Origin of the sequence: Streptomyces sp. NPDC006798 (genome assembly GCF_040635975.1) — a bacterium.
Taxonomy (GTDB): Bacteria; Actinomycetota; Actinomycetes; order Streptomycetales; family Streptomycetaceae; genus Streptomyces.
This window is the reverse complement of record NZ_JBEYIS010000001.1, coordinates 170,275-191,280: the sequence shown is the minus strand read 5'-3', so window position 1 is coordinate 191,280 and position 21,006 is coordinate 170,275. Positions and strand designations below refer to the sequence as shown.

General features: G+C 73.9%; 18 protein-coding genes and 1 pseudogene. 13 read left to right on the top strand and 6 right to left on the bottom strand.

Annotated features, from left to right (window positions below):
* Window positions 1-104 precede the first annotated feature (104 nt).
* A complete protein-coding gene (locus ABZ714_RS00905) occupies window positions 105-1,268 on the top strand; it encodes a DMT family transporter (protein ID WP_358822956.1) in 1,164 nt (387 codons plus the stop codon).
* A gap of 160 nt (window positions 1,269-1,428) precedes the next feature.
* On the opposite strand, the gene ABZ714_RS00900 is transcribed toward ABZ714_RS00905, so the two are convergent.
* Complete coding sequence (locus ABZ714_RS00900; protein ID WP_358822955.1) at window positions 1,429-2,601, bottom strand: S8 family peptidase; 1,173 nt, start codon at window positions 2,599-2,601, stop codon at window positions 1,429-1,431.
* Window positions 2,602-3,406: 805 nt separating this feature from the next.
* Window positions 3,407-3,865, bottom strand: coding sequence for a redox-sensitive transcriptional activator SoxR (gene soxR, locus ABZ714_RS00895; RefSeq protein WP_358822954.1), 459 nt, complete (start codon window positions 3,863-3,865; stop codon window positions 3,407-3,409).
* Between the two features lie 49 nt (window positions 3,866-3,914).
* On the opposite strand from soxR, the gene ABZ714_RS00890 reads away from it, so the two are divergent.
* The 8 genes and pseudogenes from ABZ714_RS00890 (at window position 3,915) to ABZ714_RS00855 (ending at window position 12,637) form a co-directional block, all read left to right on the top strand.
* Window positions 3,915-5,357 carry an MFS transporter gene (locus tag ABZ714_RS00890; RefSeq protein ID WP_358822953.1) on the top strand — a complete coding sequence of 481 codons (1,443 nt, stop codon included), beginning with the start codon at window positions 3,915-3,917 and terminating at the stop codon, window positions 5,355-5,357.
* A gap of 211 nt (window positions 5,358-5,568) precedes the next feature.
* Window positions 5,569-5,838 carry a hypothetical protein gene (locus ABZ714_RS00885; protein WP_358822952.1) on the top strand — a complete coding sequence of 90 codons (270 nt, stop codon included), beginning with the start codon at window positions 5,569-5,571 and terminating at the stop codon, window positions 5,836-5,838.
* A 163-nt stretch (window positions 5,839-6,001) separates the two neighbouring features.
* The gene (locus ABZ714_RS00880; protein ID WP_358822951.1) at window positions 6,002-7,072 is read left to right on the top strand and encodes a sugar diacid recognition domain-containing protein; all 1,071 of its coding nucleotides are present in this window, start codon (window positions 6,002-6,004) and stop codon (window positions 7,070-7,072) included.
* Between the two features lie 247 nt (window positions 7,073-7,319).
* Complete coding sequence (locus ABZ714_RS00875; RefSeq protein WP_358822950.1) at window positions 7,320-8,447, top strand: glycerate kinase; 1,128 nt, start codon at window positions 7,320-7,322, stop codon at window positions 8,445-8,447.
* A gap of 165 nt (window positions 8,448-8,612) precedes the next feature.
* Window positions 8,613-10,040 (top strand): GntP family permease, encoded by a 1,428-nt coding sequence (locus tag ABZ714_RS00870; RefSeq protein ID WP_358822949.1) that lies wholly within the window; start codon window positions 8,613-8,615, stop codon window positions 10,038-10,040.
* Between the two features lie 476 nt (window positions 10,041-10,516).
* Window positions 10,517-11,458 carry an iron chelate uptake ABC transporter family permease subunit gene (locus ABZ714_RS00865; RefSeq protein ID WP_358822948.1) on the top strand — a complete coding sequence of 314 codons (942 nt, stop codon included), beginning with the start codon at window positions 10,517-10,519 and terminating at the stop codon, window positions 11,456-11,458.
* Window positions 11,455-11,979 (top strand): annotated as a pseudogene (locus ABZ714_RS00860) (iron chelate uptake ABC transporter family permease subunit); the annotation flags it as partial. The gene ABZ714_RS00865 and the pseudogene ABZ714_RS00860, both read left to right, overlap by 4 nt.
* Before the next feature lie 67 nt (window positions 11,980-12,046).
* Complete coding sequence (locus ABZ714_RS00855) at window positions 12,047-12,637, top strand: ATP-binding cassette domain-containing protein (RefSeq protein WP_358822998.1); 591 nt, start codon at window positions 12,047-12,049, stop codon at window positions 12,635-12,637.
* Window positions 12,638-12,706: 69 nt separating this feature from the next.
* On the opposite strand, the gene ABZ714_RS00850 is transcribed toward ABZ714_RS00855, so the two are convergent.
* Window positions 12,707-14,371, bottom strand: coding sequence for an FAD-dependent monooxygenase (locus ABZ714_RS00850; RefSeq protein WP_358822947.1), 1,665 nt, complete (start codon window positions 14,369-14,371; stop codon window positions 12,707-12,709).
* 155 nt (window positions 14,372-14,526) lie between these two features.
* Between ABZ714_RS00850 and ABZ714_RS00845 the strand changes: the two genes are divergently transcribed.
* On the top strand, window positions 14,527-15,408 hold the full coding sequence (locus ABZ714_RS00845) for an SMI1/KNR4 family protein (RefSeq protein WP_358822946.1): 882 nt from the start codon (window positions 14,527-14,529) through the stop codon (window positions 15,406-15,408).
* Between the two features lie 85 nt (window positions 15,409-15,493).
* Here the strand turns inward: ABZ714_RS00845 and ABZ714_RS00840 are convergent, their stop codons facing one another.
* Window positions 15,494-16,906, bottom strand: a complete 1,413-nt coding sequence (locus ABZ714_RS00840; protein ID WP_358822945.1) for an aminopeptidase P family protein — start codon at window positions 16,904-16,906, stop codon at window positions 15,494-15,496.
* A gap of 205 nt (window positions 16,907-17,111) precedes the next feature.
* Between ABZ714_RS00840 and ABZ714_RS00835 the strand changes: the two genes are divergently transcribed.
* On the top strand, window positions 17,112-18,095 hold the full coding sequence (locus tag ABZ714_RS00835; protein ID WP_358822944.1) for a helix-turn-helix transcriptional regulator: 984 nt from the start codon (window positions 17,112-17,114) through the stop codon (window positions 18,093-18,095).
* A 34-nt stretch (window positions 18,096-18,129) separates the two neighbouring features.
* Here ABZ714_RS00835 and ABZ714_RS00830 read toward each other — a convergent pair whose 3' ends face one another.
* Together ABZ714_RS00830 and ABZ714_RS00825 are read right to left on the bottom strand one after the other, a co-directional pair.
* On the bottom strand, window positions 18,130-19,065 hold the full coding sequence (locus ABZ714_RS00830) for a serine hydrolase (RefSeq protein ID WP_358822943.1): 936 nt from the start codon (window positions 19,063-19,065) through the stop codon (window positions 18,130-18,132).
* Complete coding sequence (locus ABZ714_RS00825; protein ID WP_358822942.1) at window positions 19,062-20,138, bottom strand: LysR substrate-binding domain-containing protein; 1,077 nt, start codon at window positions 20,136-20,138, stop codon at window positions 19,062-19,064. The genes ABZ714_RS00830 and ABZ714_RS00825 overlap by 4 nt, the downstream gene beginning before the upstream one ends.
* A 116-nt stretch (window positions 20,139-20,254) precedes the next feature.
* Here ABZ714_RS00825 and ABZ714_RS00820 point away from each other — a divergent pair, with 116 nt between their 5' ends.
* Together ABZ714_RS00820 and ABZ714_RS00815 are read left to right on the top strand one after the other, a co-directional pair.
* Window positions 20,255-20,827, top strand: a complete 573-nt coding sequence (locus tag ABZ714_RS00820) for a hypothetical protein (protein WP_358822941.1) — start codon at window positions 20,255-20,257, stop codon at window positions 20,825-20,827.
* On the top strand, window positions 20,824-20,967 hold the full coding sequence (locus ABZ714_RS00815) for a hypothetical protein (RefSeq protein WP_358822940.1): 144 nt from the start codon (window positions 20,824-20,826) through the stop codon (window positions 20,965-20,967). The genes ABZ714_RS00820 and ABZ714_RS00815 overlap by 4 nt, the downstream gene beginning before the upstream one ends.
* Window positions 20,968-21,006 lie beyond the last annotated feature (39 nt).

The following is a 21,006-nucleotide window of genomic DNA, read 5'->3' as shown; positions in this document are numbered from 1 at the left end:
TCCGCGGCGGATCTGCGACGGTTCCGTAATGGGGCGGTGGGGGCGGTCGCGAGGGGTGATCCGGGTGGGGATTGAACGGCCGGGTATGGCGTGAGGTGCGGGAAATGGCCGAGGATACCCCCGGCCCCGTGGACCCGGGGCCACCGCCCGTGCGACGGGCCGGGCCGGGAGAGGGAACGGAGGTCGTCGGGGTGGCGGTGGACGGCGGGGCAGTGGGAGACGGTGGCCGGGCGGGCGCGGGCGCGGGCCCGGTGGCGGTGAATCCGGGGGCGGGGGACGCGGGGGCGCGGCTGCGGGCCACCGGGGTCGGTGCCGTCGCGGTGCTGTTGTGGGCGTCACTGGCCCTCTTCACCACACTCACCGGGGACATCCCGCCGTTCCAGCTCACCGCGATGGCCTTCGCCGTCGGCGGACTGATCGGCCTTCCGCTCGTACTCCGCGGCGGACTACGCGGACGCGGGCTGCCGCGCGGGGCCTGGGCTCTCGGCATCGGCGGGCTCTTCGGCTATCACTTCTTCTACTTCCTGGCGCTGGACAACGCGCCCGCCGCCGAGGCGGGGCTGATCGCCTATCTGTGGCCGCTGCTGATCGTCGTCCTGTCGGCGCTGCTCCCCGGGGAGCGGCTGCGCTGGTGGCATGCGGCGGGTGCGGCACTAGGGCTCGGTGGAACGTTCCTGCTGGTGACCGGGGGCGGTGGGGTGGAGTTCCGGGGCGAGTATCTGCCGGGTTACGCGGCGGCGGCCGTCTGCGCGGTCGCCTGGTCCGGCTACTCGGTCGCCAACCGCCGCTATCCGCAGGTGCCGACGGCCATGGTCGCCTGCTTCTGTCTGGCGACGGCCGTCCTCGCGGCAGGGGCGCATCTGGTCTTCGAGGAGACGGTGTGGCCCCGGGACGCGGTGGAGTGGGCGGCCGTCGTGGCACTGGGGCTCGGCCCGGTGGGAGGGGCGTTCTACGTCTGGGACCGGGGCACCAAGCACGGCGACATCCGGCTACTGGGCACCCTGTCGTACTTCGCGCCCCTGCTGTCGACGGGGCTTCTGGTGGCGACGGGCCGGGCGGACGCGGGCTGGCCGGTGGCGGCGGCGTGTGTCCTGATCACCGCGGGGGCGATAGTGGCCTCCTCCGACGCGCTGCGGGCCGTACTCGCCCGTCCCGCGCGGACGGCGCGGATCGCGCGGGACGACCGGGACGGCCTGCCGGGCGCGGAGATCGGGGCGGACGGAGAGGCCGCGCCGAGTGGAGCCGGGGCCGCGGACGGGAGGACGTAGGCCGTCTCCTGCCGGGTACGTCACCCCGCGCGGGGCGCGACAGGGCCCGGCCGGTCGCCCGGCCGGGCCCCTCGCTTCTCACGCGCCGGTCACCGCCGGGGCGGCGAACAGGTGACGTGAGCCGTCCGGCTCCCGAGGCGCGTCATCGCGGTGTGTGCCGTCAGAGGGTCGACTTGAACAGCAGCCGGTTGGGGGTGCCGCTGACGTTGCCCCGGATGGCATTGGCGGTGCTGTTGTTGATGATCCAGTTGTTGACCGTGGTGCTGCTGGCCTCGCCGTAGGCGCCCTTGTAGAGGGCCGCGACACCGGCGACGTGCGGGGCGGCCATCGACGTACCGTTCATGCTGGTGGTGCCGCCGCCCATCCGGGTGGAGACCACACCCACACCGGGGCCGTAGAGGTCGGTGCAGTTGCCGTAGTTGCTGAAGCTCGCCTTGTTGTCGCCCGAGTCGGAGGCGGCGACGGAGAGGGCGCCCGGCGCGCTGGCCGGGGAGAAGTTGCAGGCGTTCTGGTTGTTGTTGCCCGCGGCGACGGTGGTGTGGACGCCCGAGTTGGCGAGGTTCGTGGCGGCGTTGTTCAGCGCGGCCGAGTAGCCGCCGCCGAGGGACGCGTTGGCGACGGCGGGCTTGACGGCGTTCTGCCGGACCCAGTCGAAGCCCGCGATGATCGCGGAGAAGGAGCCCGAGCCCTGACAGTTGAGGACCTTCACACCGCGGAGCTGGACGCCCTTGGCGACGCCGTAGGTACCGCCGCCGACGGTGCCCGCGACATGGGTGCCGTGGCCGTTGCAGTCCTGGCCGTTGCCGCCGAAGGCGTCGAAGACGTTACGGGCCCGGTTCCCGAAGTCGGGGTGCGCGGTGTAGATACCGGAGTCGATGATGTAGGCGGTGACCCCGGCGCCCGTGCCGTTGTAGGTGTAGGTGGTGTTGCGCCCGGTGCGCTGGTCTATTCGGTCCAGGCCCCAGGGCGCGTTGTTCTGCGTCGCGACGGAGACGACCTTCTGGTCCTCCTCGATGGAGGCGATCCGGGAGTCCGCGCGCAGGGTGTTGAGCTGGGTGGTCGTCAGGGTCGCCGAGAAGCCGTTGATGACCTTGTCGTAGACGTAGTCGGTTCTGATCGACTTCGCGTCGGCGACGGCGGCGGCGTCAGTACCGGCCTTGACCGTGACGATGTACCGGCCCTTGATCTCCGTGTCGGCGGGCGCCTGGGCGACGGAGACCAGGGGCACGGGGGCAGGGGCGGGAGCGGCGGTACCGGTACCCGGAAGGAGCGCGATGGGGAGGGCGATACCGAGGGCTCCGGCGGCAAGGGCACCGATGTGGGGTGAGCGCATGGAGGGCTGACACCTTTCGTCGTCCGGCCGCGCGGATCCCGGCGGCCGGTGTGGGGGAACGCGCGGGCCGCCGTGGTACGGGGACATGGGGATGTCCGGATACGACGCGGGCGGGGCGCGGAAGGTGGGGACAGCTCGCCGCGCGGGGCGGCGGAGGGTGGTGCGCGTGAACACAGCGGATGGCGGGGCGGACGGCGACGAGGACCGTCCGGGGTCCGGGCGCCCCCGGCCTCGTGAGGGGGCGTCAGCCGCACATCGGCACGATGGACCCCAGCGGGATCGCCGCTTTCCGGGACTCCGTGTCCGCTGTGCGAGCGACAACTTACCGGCTCGGCTCTGACTACACCATGGTTGAAATGAGCATGACCGATCCGCCATACTGGCGCGCGGTCGCCTCCCGCTGAGGGGTTGTCGGCTTGCACCCGGGCGCGCTCCGTCGACCGCCCGAGGCCCCTTCCCCTCGGAGCCGACACCCGGCATTCCCGGCGCGGACCGTCGAATGACGCGTCATGACGACCGGAGTTCGCCGACGTAGAATCGCCGAGATCGGTCCGCTTCAGGGCCCCGGCTGCTACTGAAGCAACTAAATGAAAACGGCCTTGATCGCCGACAGACCCGCTGGTGAACAAGTGTCGGCCCCGCGTGTGCGGGGATGTTCCCATGCAGGAGGGCCGCAGCATCACGCTGGAGGGGTCGGCCCCGCGTGTGCGGGGGTTTTCCGCCGGTCGCGGACGAGAAGCACTACCGTCGTACGTCGACCCCGCGCCTGCGGGGATATCCCAGTGCGTCAGCGCGCCGGGAGGGGTCAGTCCGCGCCTTCCGGAATCAGGCGGCGGGGGCCCGCGCCCTGTGCGCTCAAGGTGTCTTGCGGGTTGAGCACCCCGCAGCGTCGGAGTGAGAGGCAGCCGCAGCCGATGCAGCCGGTCAGTTCCTCCTCCAGGCGTTCGATCTCGCGGCGTCTGGCCTCCAGATGGGCCGCCCAGCGGCGGGAGATGCGTTCCCAGTCGCGTTGGCCCGGCATCCGGCCCTCGGGGAGCGTCGAGAAGATCTCCGCCACCTCGGACAGCGGGATGCCGAGGCGCTTGGCCGCCAGGATCAGGGAGATCCGCCGCAGGACGTGGCGGCGGTAGCGACGCTGGTTGCCGGGGGAACGTTCGGCGGAGATCAGGCCCTGGTCCTCGTAGAAGCGGACCGCCGAGGTCGCGATGCCCGCCCGCTTCGCGACCTCGCCCACGGTCAGCAGATCGCTCGCGCGCCGTTCCACAACGGTCTCCTTGACTTCAAGTTCGGTTGAAGTTCTACCGTAGCGTGACGTGACTTCATCGACTACGTCCCCCGACCCGTCCACCTCCTCCCCCACAGGTCCGGCCACCGCCCCGAGCGGCGGCTGGGGGGAGTTGTTCTCGCGTGACCATCTCGCCACCGTGCTGACCCTGGCCGGAGGCGTCGCGCTGTACGCGATGAATCTCTACTTCACGGCGGCGCTGATGCCGTCGATCGTGGCCGATATCGGTGGCGCCCGGTACTACGCCTGGGTCGCCACCGGATTCCTGATGGCCGCCGTGATCGCCTCCATGCTGGTCAGCGGGGCGCTCGCCCGGCTGGGCGCCGCCCGTGCCTATGTCACCGGCTTCGTCGTCTTCGGGGCCGGGGCGGTCATCAACGCCGTCAGTCCCTCGATGGAGCTCCTGGTCGCCGGACGGGTGGTGCAGGGCCTGGGCGGCGGGCTGCTGGCCGGGCTCGGCTATGCGGTGATCCGCGGCGCGCTGCCGGACCGGCTGTGGGCCCGCGCGGCCGGGCTGGTCTCCGCGATGTGGGGTGTGGGCACCCTCGTGGGACCGGCCCTCGGCGGTCTCTTCGCCGAGTTGGGCGCCTGGCGCTGGGCGTACGCCCTGCTGACCGCCGCCGCCTTGGTGTCGGCGGCGCTCGCCGTCCGCGCGCTGCCGGGCCGCCCCGCCGGAAAGGGCGCTCCGGTCGCCGTCCCGCTGGCGTCGCTCGCCCTGCTGACGCTCGCCGCCGCTGCCTTCGGGCTCAGTTCCTCCGTTCCCCGGGGCTGGGCCACGGGTACGGCCATCGCGGCCGGGCTGGCGCTGCTGGCCGGATTCCTCGCCGTCGAGCGGCGGGCCACGACGACCGTTCTGCCGTCCCTGGCGTACCGGCCGGGCAATGGGCTGAGGTGGGTCTATCTGACGGTCGCCGCCCTCTGCGCCGGGGTGATGGCCGAGACCTTCATCCCCCTGTTCGGCCAGGAGCTGGGCGGGCTCGGCCCGTTCACCGCGGGGCTGCTGGGGGCCGCGCTGTCGGTCGGCTGGGTGGTGGCGCAGCTGGTCAGTGTCGGTTTCGCGACGGACCGCGCGCGGCGTACGGCCGTCCGGACCGGGCCGGTCCTGCTGACGGCGGGCCTGATCGGCTACGGGCTGCTCCAGAGCGACGCGCCGTCCGCCGTGCTGATGGCGGTCTGGGCCGTCGTACTGTTCGTCGCGGGCGCGGGCATCGGGCTGGCCTTCCCGCATCTGAGCGTCGCGGCGATGCGCAGCGGCGCCGACGAGAGCGAGGGCAGCAAGGCCGCTGCCGCCCTCAACACCACCCAGCTGATCGCCTACGCGGTCGCCTCCGCCCTGGCGGGCACCCTGGTCACCCTGGGCGGTGACTCGCTGCTCACCTCGGCGCGGCTGATGATCCTGGGCATCGCGGCGGTGACGGCCCTCGGTACGGTCACGGCCGTCCTCACCTCCCGGCGCGGTACGGGCGAGTAACCACGGGACTGGCGTGGCCCCCGGGACAGCTGGGGCCGGGGTGCCGTTCCGGGCTCGTACGACGGAGATCGACGGAGATCATTGGTGTAGACCTCTTGTCCGGACCCGGGGGCGTCGCTACGTTTCTCCTCGCCACCGCGGCTCGCGGGGCATCCGTACCGCAGTTCCTCTCCGCCTCGTCGCACCTTTCTCCTTCCCGAGGGAGTCACCCGTGTTAAGACGCACCGGAATCGTTCTCGGCACCGCCGTCGCGGCGGTGGCGCTCTCCCTGGGCGCCGTCCCGGCCGCAGCGGCGGCCGGACCCGGCGCCCAGGCGACCGACACCACCGCCGGGGTCCCCTGGCCGTGGCGGATCCACGGCACGTACACCACCTACGAAGCGTGTCAGGCCGCGGGCAAGGCCCTGGAACCGATGTGGGGCAAGGTCTGGTGGTGCAGCCTGAACGGCTCGGGCTACTACGACCTCTGGGGCCACGCCTGAGAAACGTTTCCGGCGACCGGCCGCGCGGTGACTCCCCCGGCCCCCCGTCCCGGGGGAGTCACCGCGTCCGTACGCCCCCGGCGCGGCAGGTCCGGGCCGGGTGTCCGGCCCGGCACCGGTGGTAACCCTCCGCCCTCGCGGACGGAAGTTGTATATTCCGGAAATGTTCGTGGATTCCATCGCCCAGTCGATCGTCGACGATGTCGTCACCCGGCTCGGGGTCCGGGTGAACATCATGGACGAGCACGGGGTGATCATCGCCAGCAGCGACCGGTCCCGAGTGGGGACCGTACACGAAGGTGCCGTACGGGTACTGCGTACCGGGGCGCCCCTGTCGCTGACCCGGGACGCGGCACGGACGCTCGGCGGGACCCAGGCCGGGGTCAATCTGCCGCTCCGGGTGGACGGCCGGATCACGGGTGTGGTCGGTGTCCGCGGCGAGCCGGACGAGGTCGGTGAGATCGCCCGGGCCGTGGCCCGGCTCGCCGAACTGATGATGATGCGGGAGACCTTCGCGGGCGAGGTCGGCTGGCGGCACCAGGTACGGCGGCAGACGGTCGGCGATCTGCTGGCCGGACGGCTGACCGAGGCCGGCTGGCGGCAGGGGCAACAGCTCGGCGGCTGCCGGGTCGAGGCCCCGTTCGCCCTCTTCGCGGTCCGCGGCGGCGGGCTCGGCCCGGGCCCGGGCGGTGAGCCGCGCGAGCCGTACCGGCTGCTGGAGACCGACGAACGCGCGGCACTGATCGTTCCCGACGGGACGGGAACCGTGTGGGTCGTCAGCGGCGGCGATCCGGCCGCCCTGCGCCACCGGCTCTCCCGGCTCTGCGCGCGGGACCCGGCGGCCGGGGTGCTGGACGCGGGCCGGGCGGAGGACTTCCCGACCCTCCTGGAGCGGGCCGAACGCGCCCGGCTCGCCCTGCGCCGACCGCTGACCGGCGAGGTCCGGCTGGCCGATCTCGAACTGGTGGTCCTGCTCGGCAGGCTGGACGAGGACGTACGGTCCGCCGCGGCCGAACGGGTCCTCGGGCCGCTCTCCGCCGAGCTGCGCCGCACCCTGCGGGTGTACTTCGAACTCAACCGGGGCGTCGCCGAGTCGGCCGACCGGCTGCGGGTGCACCGCAACACCCTCGCGTACCGGCTGGGCCGGATCACCGAACTGACCGGCCGCGATCCCCGGGTCTTCCAGGACGCCGTCATCCTCCAGGCGGCGCTGCATCTGGACGACCCCGCGTAGCGGGCCCCTCCGCCGCCGTCACGCACGACCGCCGCTGTCACGCACGACCGCCCCGCCATTGTGCGCGGCGCACAAAACCACCGGCCGGACCGCCGGGAAAATCCGTTTACCACACCAGTACTCGGACGTACCCGCAGTGCCTAGAGTGCCGTCACGGCTCATCGCGAAGCCGAAATCTTCCCCCTTTCCCTTTTCCTCACTCTCTCCTGTTGCCCGTTTTCCCGTTCCTCCGAGGAAGGCTTCTTTTGTGCGTGTGGTGCTCGCTCCCGACTCCTTCAAGGGCAGTCTGACCGCCGACGCGGTGTGCGCGGCGATGCAGACCGGGGTACTGCGTGCCGTACCCGGCGCCGAAGTCGTCCGGATACCCATGGCCGACGGCGGCGAGGGCACCCTCGACTGCGTCGGCGCCGCCACCGGCGGCCGGGAGATCCGGCTCGATGTCGAGGGCCCGCTCGGCGCGCCCGTCACGGCCCGCTACCTCCTCGACCCCGGCCGGGCCTCCGCCGTGGTCGAACTCGCCGCCGCCTCCGGGCTGCCCCTGGTCGACCCCGCGCACCGCGATCCGCTGCGCGCCGACACCACCGGCACCGGGCGGCTGGTCGCCGACGCGATCCGGCGCGGCGCCCGTTCGGTGCTGGTCTGCGTCGGCGGCAGCGCCAGTACCGACGGCGGTACGGGGCTGCTGCGCGCCCTCGGCTTCCGCTTCCTGGCCGCCTCGGGCGCCGAACTGCCCCCCGGCGGGGGCGCCCTCGCCGATCTCGACCGGATCGACACCGGAGGCGTACCGGAGCAGATCCGCCGGACCCGGTTCCGGATCGCCTGCGATGTGACCAATCCGCTGATCGGGCCGCGTGGCGCGGCGGCCGTCTTCGGTCCGCAGAAGGGCGCGGGGCCCGAAGAGGTCCGGATCCTCGAACGCGGGCTGGCCCGGCTGGCGGACGTGCTCGCCGAGCGGACGGGCGTCGCCGTCCACGACGTACCGGGGGCGGGGGCCGCCGGAGGCACCTGCGGCGGGCTGCTCGCGCTCCTCGGCGCCGAGGCCCTGCCCGGCTGCGAGCTCGTGGCGGACGCCGTCGGACTGCCCGCCGCGCTCGACGGGGCCGATCTGGTACTCACCGGCGAAGGCAGGCTGGACGACCAGAGCGCCGGGGGCAAGGTCGTCTCCCTGGTCGCCCGGCTGGCCGCCGCCCGCGGCATTCCGGCCGTGGCGCTGGCGGGCCAGATCGTACCGCCGCTGACCGAACTGCACGGCCTCGGTCTCACGGCGGCGTTCAGTATCGCCGACGGGCCCCGCGCGCTGGCCGAGATGAGCGAGTCGGCGCCCCGGCTGCTGGCCGCGGCGGCCGAGCAGACACTGCGGCTGCGCGTCGCCTGACGGCCCGTACCGCCGACTCGCCCCACCCTCGCGCCCGGGCGCCCGCTCCCCCGCCGGCGCACGCCGACCGGCCCGCTCGCCCGTCCGCCTCGCCGACCCCGGACCGGCACCGCCGGAGCCGTAGAACCGCCGTCCCTGTCCGTACCGTCCCCTGGTAGGAGTCCCATGAGCACTACCGGCCCCGCCCTGCTCGCCGCCCTGGCGGCCAGCATCGGGCTGATCATCGTCCTGTGCGGACGGTTCCGTCTGCACCCCTTCCTCGCCATCGTGCTGGCGACCTACGCCTTCGGCCTGCTGGCCATGGGTATCGGGGCGGCCTCCGGGGCCGACCAGAGGTTCGTGGACAACCTCGCCGGAACCATCGCGGAGGGCTTCGGCTCGATCCTGGCCAGCATCGGTCTGGTCATTCTCTTCGGCACCATCATCGGCAAGGTGCTGGAGCGGACCGGAGCGGCCGTCACCCTGGCCGAGGGCGTCCTCAAGGTCGTCGGCAAACGCCATCCGGCGCTGGCCATGTCCCTGATGGGATGGGTGGTCTCGGTCCCGGTCTTCTGCGACTCGGGCTATGTGGTGCTCTCCCCGCTCCAGCGGTCCATAGCCCGCAAGACCGGCAAGAACCCCGTCGTCCTCGGTACGGCGCTGGCCACCGGGCTCTACGCCTCCCACACCTTCGTACCGCCGACCCCCGGGCCGATCGCCGCCGCGGGCAATGTCGGGATCGGCTCGGACGGTCTGATCTGGGTCATCCTCTTCAGCATTCCCGTCTCGCTGGTCGCCGCGGGCGCCGGGCTGGCCTGGGCGCTGCGCCGGACCGGCGATCTGGAGAGCAAGCTGCCCGACGCCCGGCAGACCTTCGAGGAGTACAAGGAGCAGTTCGAGCGGCTGCCCACCATGAGCCGGGCGCTGGCGCCGATCGTGGTGCCCATCGTGCTGATGGCGATCGGTTCGGTCGCCGCGTTCCCGTCCGGTGACGGCACCCTGGTCGACGGTGTGTTCGGCGCCTTCCTCACCGATCTGGGGAATCCGGTGAACGCGCTGCTGATCGGCGTTCTGCTGGCCCTGGCCCTGCTGCCGCCCCGGCGTGATGCCAAGGCCCTGACCACCTGGGTCGCCGAAGGACTCGTGGACGCGGCGCCCATTCTGGTGATCACCGGCGCGGGCGGCGCCTTCGGCGCGGTCATCAAGGGGACGCCGATCGCCGACTACATCGCGTCCCTGATCGGCGACGGCTCCTCGGTCAGCGGGGTCACGGCGCTGCTGGTCCTCTTCGGGCTCGCCGCGCTGCTGAAGACCGCGCAGGGCAGCAGCACCGCCGCCCTGATCATCACCTCCACGCTGGCCCAGCCGCTGCTGCCCGCCCTCGGACTCGACGGCATGATGGGCTCCGTACCGATCGGGCAGGTGATGGCGGTCCTCGCGATCGGCGCGGGCGCGATGGTCGTGAGCCATGTCAACGACTCCTATTTCTGGGTCGTCTCCCAGTTCTCCGGCATGGACGTCAAGACCGCCTACCGCGCCCAGACGGCGGCCACCCTGGTCCAGGGCCTCACCGCCCTCGCGTTCGTCCTGGTCCTCGGCGCCGTACTGCTGTGAACGACCGGGCCGCCCCGCCGGGAAGGGACCGGGGCGGCCCGCCCGGCCCGGGGGCGGCCTTCCGCCTGTGGATATCACCGGGACCACAATCGAACTAAGGTCAGCCTTACTTCCGTTGGCACTGTGCGTCCGCGCGGACGGGCACGGCCGGGCCGTGTCCTCGGCCCCGCCCGTGCCCGTCCGCGCCGGGCCGAGGAGGAGGGGCTGAGAGCATGCGGGGCGACCCGGACGACTTCCCGACCCGGGGGCGGCGTGACCGCCGTCCCGGCGAAGACCCCGCCTCGCGCGAAGACCCCGTATCGCGCGATCCGGCGGCCGGGACCGTCCGCCGGGACCGGTCGGCCGGCCGGTGCCGGTGAGCCCCGAGGCGCCGCTCGTGGCCGCGCCACCGGCCCGGGGACGATCGCGAACAGGCCGCCGCCCCCGTCGTTCTGCGGGGCGCCGGGCTGCTGCTGGCCCTGGGCGTCCTGCTGCTGATGGTCGTCGTCAGTACCTGGATCGGGACGAAGGACACGTCACTCGCCCAGGTCTGGTCGGCGATCCGGTACGACGACGGCTCCTACACCACGGATGTGATCCGGCAGCTCCCGCTGCCGCGCACGCTCACCGGGCTCGCCGTCGGCGCGGCGCTGGGGGCCGCGGGCGCGGTGATGCGGGCCGTCACCCGCAATCCGCTGGCCGACCCGGGGCTGCTCGGGGTGAACGCCGGGGCGTCCGCGGCCGTGGTCCTCGGGATCGGGGTGCTCGGGCTGAGCGGCTTCCACTCCCTCGTATGGCTCGCCTTCGCCGGGGCGGGGGCGACGACCGTGGTGGTGTATCTGCTGGGCGCCTCGGGGCGCGGCGGGCCGACCCCGGTACGGCTCGCCCTGGCCGGGGCGGCGGTGAGCGCCTGCCTCGGCGGGGTCATCGGCGGAGTGACCGTCTTCGACGCGGCGTCCTTCGAGTATCTGCGGTTCTGGTCGGTCGGCTCGCTCGCCGGGCACGACCCGGCGCTGACCGGGCAGTTCGTGCCGTTCGTGGTGGTCGGTCTGGTGGCGGCGCCGCTGATGGCCCGGCCGCTGAACGCCCTGGCGCTCGGGGACGAGCTGGGCCGGGCGCTCGGCGCCCGGGTGGCCGGGACCCGGCTGGCGGCCGTGGTGACGGTGACCCTGCTCTGCGGGGCGGCGACCGCCGCCACGGGGCCGATCGCGTTCGTCGGGCTCGTCGTGCCCCTGGTGGCGCGCTGGCTGACCGGCCCCGATCTGCGCTGGGTACTGCCGTACTCCCTGGTACTGGCCCCGATTCCGCTGCTCGCCTCGGATGTGGTGGGCCGGGTGGCGCTGCCCGGTGACGAGTTGGAGGTGGGGGCCGTGACGGCGGTCACGGGCGCCCCGGTGTTCATCGCCATGGTGCGCCGCCGGAAGGAGATCGCGCTGTGACGGGTCCGCGTCGAACGGTTCCGGACGGCCCGGGGCGGCCGGCCGGCGCCCCGGGGCCGCTGAGCGGGGGCCCGGCCCGGCCGGTGAGCCTGTTCGCCGGGCGTATCGCTTTCCGGTGGCATCCGCGGACCGGTGCGATCTGCCTGCTGGCGGTACTGCTGTCGGCCGGGGCGCTGGTGATCGGTCTCGGGGTCGGGTCCTATCCGGTGGCACCGGCCGAGGTGGTTCGCGCCCTCTTCCACGGCACCGGCGACCGGCTCGCGGTCCACTTCGTGAACCAGGAGCGGCTGCCGCAGGCCCTGCTGGCGGCCCTGGTGGGCACGGCGCTGGGAATGAGCGGCGCGGTCTTCCAGAGCATCTCCCGCAATCCGCTGGCCAGTCCGGACGTGGTCGGCTTCAACAGCGGCGCGGCGACCGGCGCGATCGCCGTGATCGTCGCCCTCGGCGGTGCCGCCGGTGCGGCGGCGACGGCGCTGGGGGCGGTGGGTGGCGGCCTGGTCACGGCCCTGGTGGTCTTTCTGCTGGCGGGCCGGGGCGGTTCGCACGGGGTGCGGCTGGTACTGATCGGGCTGGGAGTGACCTCGGACCCTGCGGTTCGAGGCCGGGGACCAGGTCGGGCTCACCGGCCCCACCGGGGCGGGCAAGACGACCCTGGCGAAACTGCTCACCGGGCTCTACACCCCCGACGCGGGCGGGATCCGCTACGACGGCCGGGATCTGCGCGAACTCCCGGCGGACGAGCTGCGCGAACGGCTCGTCCTCGTACCGCAGCGGGTCCATCTGATCCGCGGCACGCTGCCGGACAATCTGGCGCTGGTGCCCGGCGAGCCGGACGAGGCCGGGATCCGGGCGGCCGTTCGCGCGCTCGGCCTCACCGAGTGGGTCGACTCCCTCGCCGACGGTCTGCGGACCCCCGTCGGCGGGGCCGGGGGCGGGCTGTCGGCGGGCGAGGTCCAGCTCGTCGGGCTGGTCCGGGCCGCCCTGGTCGATCCGGCGGTACTCGTCCTGGACGAGGCGTCGGCCGATCTCGACCCGGAGACCGCCCGCCGGACCGAGACGGCGATCGCCGGGCTGCGGACGGGCCGCACCCTGATCGTCGTCGCGCACCGGGAGGCGACGGTGGCCCGGCTGTCCCGGGTCGTCGGGCTCGGTACGGACGGGACGGCGGCGGGACGGTGAGCGCCGGGCGGGGACAAGCCCGGCAGGGACGAGACGGGGACGAAGCGGAGATGTCCGGGCGCGACCGGCTCACCCGCCGAGGAGGCGGGCGAACCCCTCCCGCAGATCCCGGGCCGTCGGCGGGCTGATCCTGGCCGCGAGATAGCCGTCCGGGCGGATCAGGAACGCGGTCGGCTTGCTCGCGCCGTACTGCCGGGCGAACTCGCCCCGGGTGTCCCGGAGTACCGGCAGCCGGGTCACGGGGGCCGGATCGTCCTCGGCGAGGACCAGACAGCGGTGGAGCGGGGCGCCGAACGCCCCCTCCGCCGCGTCGTCCGTCCCCTCCGCCGTGGTCGTGGTGCCCGTCCCGGTGAGCGCGTCGACGTCCGTGCCCTCGGGGGTTCCGTACAGGACGAGTACCTGGTCGCGTTCGCGCAGGACGTCGTAGAGCCGGAGCGGATATCGGGCGATGTCGCGGACCAGTCCGCCGCAGTCGGGGGCGCGGTCGCCCGGCTGGGGGCCGTCGCCCGCCGGGTCCGGCGGGCCCGCGAGGGGGCCGTTCCGGTAGGAGATCAGCAGTTGGGCCTCGCGCAGCAGGACGGTCGCGGGATCGCCGGGGTCGGCGGAGACGCCCCCGGCGGCGTGCCGCACGGTCCGTCCGACGACCTCCTCGCCGACCGGCCGCCGTTCGGCGTCGTAGCTGGCGACCAGCCCCGGCGGGGCGGCGCCGTCGAGCGCGAGGGCGAGTTTCCAGGCCAGATTGACGGCGTCCTGGATACCGGTGTTCATGCCCTGCGCACCGGTCGGCGGATGGATATGGGCGGCGTCGCCGGCGACGAGGACCCGGCCCGCGCCGTACCGGTCGACGATCCGGTGGCTGATCCGGAAGACGGAGGACCAGCGGGCGGCGGAGGCCGTGACGGGCCTCGGGGAGAGCCGGTCCAGTACCCGCTGGATGTCGTCGAGGCCGGGGAGCCCGCCGCCGCCGAGGCCGTGCGCCACCCCGTCGGCGTCCTCGGGCCGCCGCTCCCGGGCGAGTTCGGGCGGGGCCGCCATGGACACCCGGTAGCGTCCGGCGCCGGGCAGCGGAACGCACATCAGCACATCGGGAGCGTCGTCGGTGCCGTCCGCCCCCCGGCGGGTGGCGCGTACCGCGTAGCCGGGCGGCAGATCCCAGTCGAGCACCACATCGGCCAGCATGTACGCGGCCGGGAACGCGCCGCCCTCGAAGCCGAGTCCGAGCGCCTTGCGGACGGTGCTGTGCGCGCCGTCGCATCCCACCAGATAGCGGGTGCGCACCTCCTCCTCCCCCGCCGGTCCGGTGAGACGGCTGGTGACACCTCGGGCGTCCTGGGTGAAGGAGGCGAGTTCCGTGCCGCGTTCGACCCGGGTGCCGAGGCGGGCGAGCCGGGTTTCGAGGACGCGTTCCGTCTCGTACTGCGGCAACGCGGCGAAGCCGTACGGCACTCCGGGCGGCAGGACCAGTTCGATCCGGTCCTGTTCGGCGCCGTCGGCATAGGTGAGCTGGCCGCGGAGGGGGACGGCCGCGTCCAGGATCTCCCGGACCATCCCCGCCCGGTCCCAGATCTCCAGGGTGCGGGGCTGGATCCCGATGGCCTTGGCGTAGGGCTGGCGTTCGGGGAGCCGGTCCGCGATCCGGCAGGAGACACCGCGCCGCCGCAGCTCTCCGGCGGCGGTGAGTCCGACCGGACCGGCGCCCACGACGAGGACGTCCGGCTGATCGGCGCGTTCCACGAGCGCCTCCCGATGGGCGGTGAACCGGTACCCCCGGTGTCCTTCCCCCGTCCTTCCATGGTCGGCCCGTGGGCCGGTTCCGGCCACCTCGGGGGCGGACCGGGAGCCGTCCTGCCCCGGCGTCCGGGCGAGGGGCCCTGTGGCAGACTCGCGCCATGCGGCCGGATCTCGAACTCCTGCGGAATCTGATCGACACGACCCCGGAGATCGCGCCCCGGCCGGGTGCCGGCAAGTCGGCGGCGGAGGTACGGGCGGCGGAGTCCGTCGTCGGGCCGCTCTCCCCGTCGTATCGCTGGTGGCTGGCGGAGTACGGCGAGGGGACCGTGGCCCGGCAGGAGATCGCGACCGTGGGCGCGCTCCGTCATATCGGCGGGCCGGACATCGCCGGGCGACGGCCGGAGGGTGACCGGCTGCCGTTCCATCAGGACGGGGACTGCGGCGACCGCTACTCCTTCGCCCTCGACGCGGCCGGGGCCGACGGTGAGCACCCGGTGGTCCGGCACGATCCGTTCACCGGCGAGGACGAGCCGTTCGCCGACTCCTTCGCCGGATTTCTGACGGTACGAACGGCTTTGCTGCGCGGGCTCCGGGAGGGGCCGAATCCGGCCGTGGCCCGGCTGTGGCGGGCCACCCCGGGCGTCCGGCTGCGCGACGGCGGCCAGGTGTACGGCCCGCAGGCGCTGGGGGTGCGGAACGAGGCCCGGGGGATCGCGGACCGCGCGCCGCACTGGGTGCTGATCGGCGAGGACGGCACGGGCGGTGGGCTGTTCATGCGCCGCCACGGCCGGGACCGGACCTCCGTCCACCGGCTCGCCCTCGAAGCCGTCACCGCCGCCGAACCCCGGCCCGAACCCCGAGCCGAGGCCGGAAGCGGAAGCGGAACCGGGGCTCTCGAAGCCGCCGCCGGGGACGTCGCCGCGATCGGCGAGCGGCTCACGGACGATCTGCTCGGCTGGATCCGCGGAGTCCGGACCCCGGCGGGCGCCGGGGAACCCCCGGCGCCCGGCTGGACCGGCCGGGCGGGCCCGACAGGCTGACCACGGGGCCGGAGCGAAGGCGGTACGGGCCCCCGGCGACGGGCGTCCGCCCCTCCCCCGCCGCGCCGCGTGACCGACCGGACGGTCAGCCCGCGAACCGGGCCATCCACTCCTCCACGTCCGCCGCCGACCTCGGCAGGCCGCCCGACAGGTTCTCGTGCCCGTCCTCGGTGACCAGCAGATCGTCCTCGATCCGGACGCCGATGCCGCGCCAGTCCTCGGGCACGGTGAGATCGTCCGGCTGGAAGTAGAGGCCGGGCTCGACGGTGAGGACCATCCCGGGCACCAGCACCCCGTCGACGTACTCCTCGTTCCTGGCCTGCGCGCAGTCGTGGACGTCCAGGCCGAGCATATGGCCGGTGCCCGCCATGGTGAAGCGGCGCTGGAGGCCGAGTTCGTACGCCCGGTCGGCGGGGCCCTCGATGAAGCCCCACTCGACCAGCCGGGCGGCGAGGGACCGCTGGGACGCCTCGTGGAAGTCGCGGTAGGCGGCGCCCGGCTGGACGGCGGCCATCCCCGCCTCCTGCGCCTCGTAGACCGCGTCGTACACCTTCCGCTGTACCGGGGTGAAGGTGCCGCCGATGGGGAACGTCCTGGTCACATCGGCGGTGTAGAGGGTGTGGGTCTCCACTCCGGCGTCGAGCAGCAGCAGTTCGCCGGGGCGGACCGGGCCGTCGTTGTCGGTCCAGTGCATGATCGTGGCGTGGTCGCCCGCGGCGCAGATGGAGCCGTAGCCGACGGAGTTGCCTTCGAGCCGGGCGCGGCGGAAGAAGGTGCCCTCGATCCACCGCTCGGACGAGGCGATCGCCCGGGAGAGTTCGGCGATCGCGTCGGTGAAGCCCCGGACGGTGGAGTCCACGGCCTTCCGGAGTTCGCCGATCTCCCAGTCGTCCTTGACGGCACGGAGGTCGCTCAGGGCCTCTTCCAGTTCGGCGTCGCGCTCCTCGTCGGTACTGAGGACGGCCTCCAGGGCGGGGGCGATGCCGCGGACGATCCGGGTCGGCGCGCCGGATCCGGCGGCCAGGTCGTCGACGGCGGTACGGACGTCGCGGCAGGGCAGTCCGAGTACGGTCGCGGCCTCGGCGAGCGACCGGCGGCGGCCCATCCACAGCTCGGCCGTGGGCCCGGTCCAGAACTCGTCGTCCTCCCGGCTGTCCCGGGGCAGCTGGTAGCAGTAGGCGTCATGGCCGCCTTCGGCCCGGGGTTCGAGGACGAGGGCGCCGTCCCTGGCCCGGTCGCCGGTCATATGAACGTATCCGGTGTACGGGCGGAAGGGGTAGGTGTCGTCGTTGGAGCGGACCTTGAGGCCGCCCGAGGGGATCACCAGACGCTCGCCCGGGAAGCGGGCGGAGAGCGCGGCCCGGCGGCGGGCGGCGTACGGGGCCTGCTCGTCGGGGGTCAGATCGTGCCGTTCGGTGTCCGCCCAGCCCGTCCGCATCAGGGCGGACAGCTCCGGGGAGATCCCGGAGTAGAGACCGTTCTTCCGGCCTTTCGCCACGTCGTGCTCCCTTGTCCTGGTGGGTCTTTCCCGGTGGATGCGCCGGAGCCCCGACGGGTGCCGGTACGGCTCCGTTCCGGCCCGGCGGCCTCGGGCCCCGGGCTCGGCACACGGACCGTATCCCGGGCCGTCCTTCCCGGAGGCAGGGCAGTGCCACTGGCACTGATCGGCCACATCGCGGCGCGGACGGCCGACAATGGGTCGTATGACGAACGCGAGACTCGGCGAGGCGCTGCGGCTGCTGGGGCTGGACGCGGCGGCGGCCCGGATCTATCTGACCCTCCTCGACCTGGCCCCGGCGCCGCTCGGCGCGGTCGCGGCGGCTTCCGGGGTCGGCGAGCCGGACTTCCCGGCGGCGTACCAGGTCCTGGTCGACACGGGGCTGGCCAGCGCGCCCCGGGCGGACGGCGACGTGGTCGCGCCCGTACCGCCCGCCGCGGGTCTGGAGCTGCTGGCCCGGCACCGGGCGGCCGAGGTGGAGGAGTCGCGGATCGCCGTCTCGGGGGCGTTCGACTCGTTCCGGCGGCAGCGGCTGGCCGCGTACAACGACGATCTGGTGGAGGTCGTCACCGGTGATGCCGTCGGGCCCCGGATCAGGCGGGCCTGGGCGAGCGCCCGGGAGCAGATCCGGCAGTTCGAGTCGCCGCCCTACGTCCCCCTCACCGACCCCACCCGGGACGCGCTGGCCACCCTCGCCCGCGGGGTGACCCAGCGGGTGGTGTACTCCCGGGAGTCGCTGGAGTACCCGGGCCGCCTCCAGGAGGTGATCGAGCCGTGCGTCCGGGCGGGCGAGCAGGCCAGGGTGCTGCCGTCGGTCCCGGTCAAGCTGGTGATCATCGACGACGCGTACGCCCTGGTGTCGTTGTCGATCGAGGAGGCCGACGTCCACAACACCATGCTGGTGGTGCAGCCGTGCGGACTCTTCTCGGCGCTGGTCGCCCTGTTCGAGCAGTCCTGGCGGAACGCCGTACCGTTCCAGGGCCGTACGACCCGCCCCGGCGGACTGCCGCCCGCCGACCGCAGGCTCCTCTGGCTGCTCGCGGGCGGCGCGGCGGACGAGGTGATCGCCCGGGAGCTGGGGATCAGCCGCCGTACGCTCTACCGGCGGCTCCAGACTCTGATGGCCCGGCTGGGCGCGGCGAACCGGTTCCAGATGGCGTTGCAGGCGCAGCGCCACGGCTGGCTCTGACGGCGGCGGGTCCCGGCGTCCGGCGGGCCGGTGGTCACACGGCGCGCAGCGCCTCCACCGCGAGCCGGGCGGCCGTGCCGATCGCCGCGTCGGCGGCGGGCTGGCGGACGGCGGCGCGCGCGGCGCGGGTGAAGACGGCGACCGCGTACCGGCCGCCGTCGGGGTACTCCACCACCCCGACCTCGTGGCGCAGGGTGGGCAGGGTGCCCGTCTTGCCGTGGACCCGGACGTCGTCGTAGGGGAAACCGCTGCTCAGGCGGTGCGGCCAGACCTGGCGCCCGAGGATGTCTCGGAGTTCGCGGGCTCGGCCGGGCGAGCACGCCTCGTCGCGCCAGACGGCGGCGAGCAGCCGGGTCATCTCCCGGGGGGTGCTGCGGTTGGCCCGGGCCGGGTCGAGGACCCGGAGCCGGGCGAGGGTCGCCGGGTCGGAGGTCAGCCGGGCCGGGTCGCCGCCGGAGTCCTCGTCGATCGAGTCGATGAGTTCGCGCATGGTCAGTACGGCGACGGTACGGCGCAGTCCGAGGGCGCGCATGGCGGCGTTGACGCCGTCGAGTCCGACCCGGTCGATCAGCAGGTCGGCCGCCGCGTTGTCGCTGACGGTCAGGGACATCGCCAGCAGATCGCGGACCGGCATCCGGACCGTTCCGGTCAGCATCGAGAGACCGGTCGGGCCGGGGGTGCGGTCGGCGGGCCCGGACTCGACCTGTTCGTCGGGGTCGAGCCGCCCCTCGTCGGCGAACCGCTGGACGGTGACGGCGAGACAGAGTTTGTGCACGCTCGCGGTGCTCACCGGGGTGTCGGCGGCGAGGGCGACCTCGGCGCCGGTCGTGAGGTCCAGGGCGTGCAGCCGCCCGGTGACGCCCGCGTCGCCGAAGACGGCCCGGATCCGGGACCGTACGCCCGTCGTGGAACCGGGACCGGGCCCTTCCGCCGCCGGGTCCGTCCCGGGCCGCCGCTCCCGGGCCCTCATACCGTGTATCCGTAGGCGGGGCGGGGCACGGCCGTCCGCCGGGCCGCGGCCGTCTCCATCACCGGGGTCATACCTCCCGGACCGGCGAGTACCCGCTCGGTCACCTCGGTGAAGAACCGGACGGCCGGATCGTCCTGACGTCCGCGCGCCCAGGCGGCGGAGACCTGTTCCAGCAAGGGTTCGCCCTCCAGGGGGTACCACGCCGTCCCCGGCGGGCGTTTGCGGTCGCGGGTGGCGAAGGTGACCGCCGTCCCGGACATGACCAGGCCGTCCACGAACTCGGGGTCCTGCCCGGCCAGTACGGAACCGGGCTCGAAGCCGTGCCGGCGGCAGACCGAGAGGATCTCCTCGTGCAGGGCGGGCGCCGACGGGCGGGGGAAGAGCACCAGGTCGAGACCGGAGAGCGACGCCAGCCGGACCGGGCCGCCGCCGGACGGCGGATCCTCGTCGGACCGTACAGGATCGGGTCGTACGGCATCGGGTCGTACGGGACCGGCATCCGACCGGGCCTGCCGGCGGCCGTCCGGTGCCGCGTCGGACCGCTCACCGCCTGGCGGGCGGGGCAGCAGCACCCCGTACGGGCGGCACAGCACCTCGCCCAGACCGAGCCCGGCCACGTCCACCGGGTGCCGCAGCACTCCGACATCGAGGGTCCCGGCCCGCAGTTCGGTCAGCTGGACGGCGGGGCCCAGCTCCCGCAGGGCGAGCCGGACGCCCGGGGAGCCGTCCCGGAAACCCTCGACCAGGGCGGCCACGACCGCGCCGCCCAGTTCGGGCGGTACGGCGGCCCGCAGCACCCCCGCCGAACCGGCGCGTACCCGGGCGGCCACGCCCAGCAGGGCGTCCGCCCGCTCGATCAGGGGCCGGGCCTCGGCCAGCAGCAGCCGGCCGCCCTCGGTGAGATCGACCTGCCGTCCGCCGCGGTCGAAGAGCCGGACGCCCAGCTCCCGCTCCAGCCGCTGGATGCGCTGCGACAGCGACGGCTGCGCCATCCCGAGCCGGTACGCCGCCCGCCCGAAGTGTCTCTCCTCGGTGACGACGATGAAGTACCGGACATGCTTGACCAGGTCCACGACCGGCCATCATAGCGATTCGGCTATTGCCGCCACGGCGATAGGGCGCTTGCCCCGGCGGCGGGCGGCGAACCGGTGGCGGGGGCGTTGTCAGTGGGTGCTGCGATGCTCGCCGTATGTCCTTCTACGGCTCCCGGTCCACGGTGACCACCGTCTGGCTGCTGCCCGACGACGAGGCTTTGGCGGGTCTTCGGATCGCCGAGGCGCTGCCGGCCGCCCGGTGGCTGTGCAGCCAACCGGGTCCGGCGGGCGAGCGTCCGACGCACGCCCATCCGTCGGCGCCGGAGGCGCTGGAGTGCGGTGGCGGGGTCCAGACCCTGATACCGCTCCCGGCCGGTGCCACCGCGCCCGGGACGGGACCCGGCCCCGTGCCCGCCGCGGTCGTCCAGCTGCTGTGCTCACGACGTGTCCGGCCGGGCGGCGAGGAGCAGGAGGAGGTCTTCGCGGCGGGCCGGCTCGCGGTCCGCTGGTACGAGCCGGAGGTGGGCCCGGCGGTTCATGCGCTGCTGACGGCGGAGACCCGGCTGATCTGGCGGGCCCTGCGGGCGGCGACCCGCCCGGCCAAGGTCGCGGACCGGCACGGAAGACAGGTCTCCGGGATGCGGATCGGCGCCGCCGCCCATGCCCTGGTGAGCGCCACGGGCCTGCCGCTCGACCGGGGCGGCGGCCGGTTCAGCCTGGTGGGATGACCATCGCCCGGGACTGGGACCAGGAGCAGGAGCAGGACCGCGCGCCGGCGGCCCGTCCTCCCGTTTTGCCGAAGCCGCAAAGAAGCTGGGATCCGGCGGTGGCGCGGCGCATGATCGGCGGGGCGTCGCCGTCGCGATGACGGACCATCGGGCGGGCGGATGCCTCACGGTCACCGAGG

Excerpts from the sequence above, each read along its gene's own strand:
- ABZ714_RS00845 (WP_358822946.1), top strand. The coding sequence starts at position 14,527 with ATGCGGCCGGATCTCGAACTCCTGCGGAATCTGATCGACACGACCCCG.
- ABZ714_RS00865 (WP_358822948.1), top strand. The coding sequence starts at position 10,517 with ATGGTCGTCGTCAGTACCTGGATCGGGACGAAGGACACGTCACTCGCC.
- ABZ714_RS00815 (WP_358822940.1), top strand. The coding sequence starts at position 20,824 with ATGACCATCGCCCGGGACTGGGACCAGGAGCAGGAGCAGGACCGCGCG.
- ABZ714_RS00880 (WP_358822951.1), top strand. The coding sequence starts at position 6,002 with ATGTTCGTGGATTCCATCGCCCAGTCGATCGTCGACGATGTCGTCACC.
- ABZ714_RS00870 (WP_358822949.1), top strand. The coding sequence starts at position 8,613 with ATGAGCACTACCGGCCCCGCCCTGCTCGCCGCCCTGGCGGCCAGCATC.
- ABZ714_RS00820 (WP_358822941.1), top strand. The coding sequence starts at position 20,255 with ATGTCCTTCTACGGCTCCCGGTCCACGGTGACCACCGTCTGGCTGCTG.
- ABZ714_RS00835 (WP_358822944.1), top strand. The coding sequence starts at position 17,112 with ATGACGAACGCGAGACTCGGCGAGGCGCTGCGGCTGCTGGGGCTGGAC.
- ABZ714_RS00830 (WP_358822943.1), bottom strand. The coding sequence starts at position 19,065 with ATGAGGGCCCGGGAGCGGCGGCCCGGGACGGACCCGGCGGCGGAAGGG.
- ABZ714_RS00905 (WP_358822956.1), top strand. The coding sequence starts at position 105 with ATGGCCGAGGATACCCCCGGCCCCGTGGACCCGGGGCCACCGCCCGTG.
- ABZ714_RS00900 (WP_358822955.1), bottom strand. The coding sequence starts at position 2,601 with ATGCGCTCACCCCACATCGGTGCCCTTGCCGCCGGAGCCCTCGGTATC.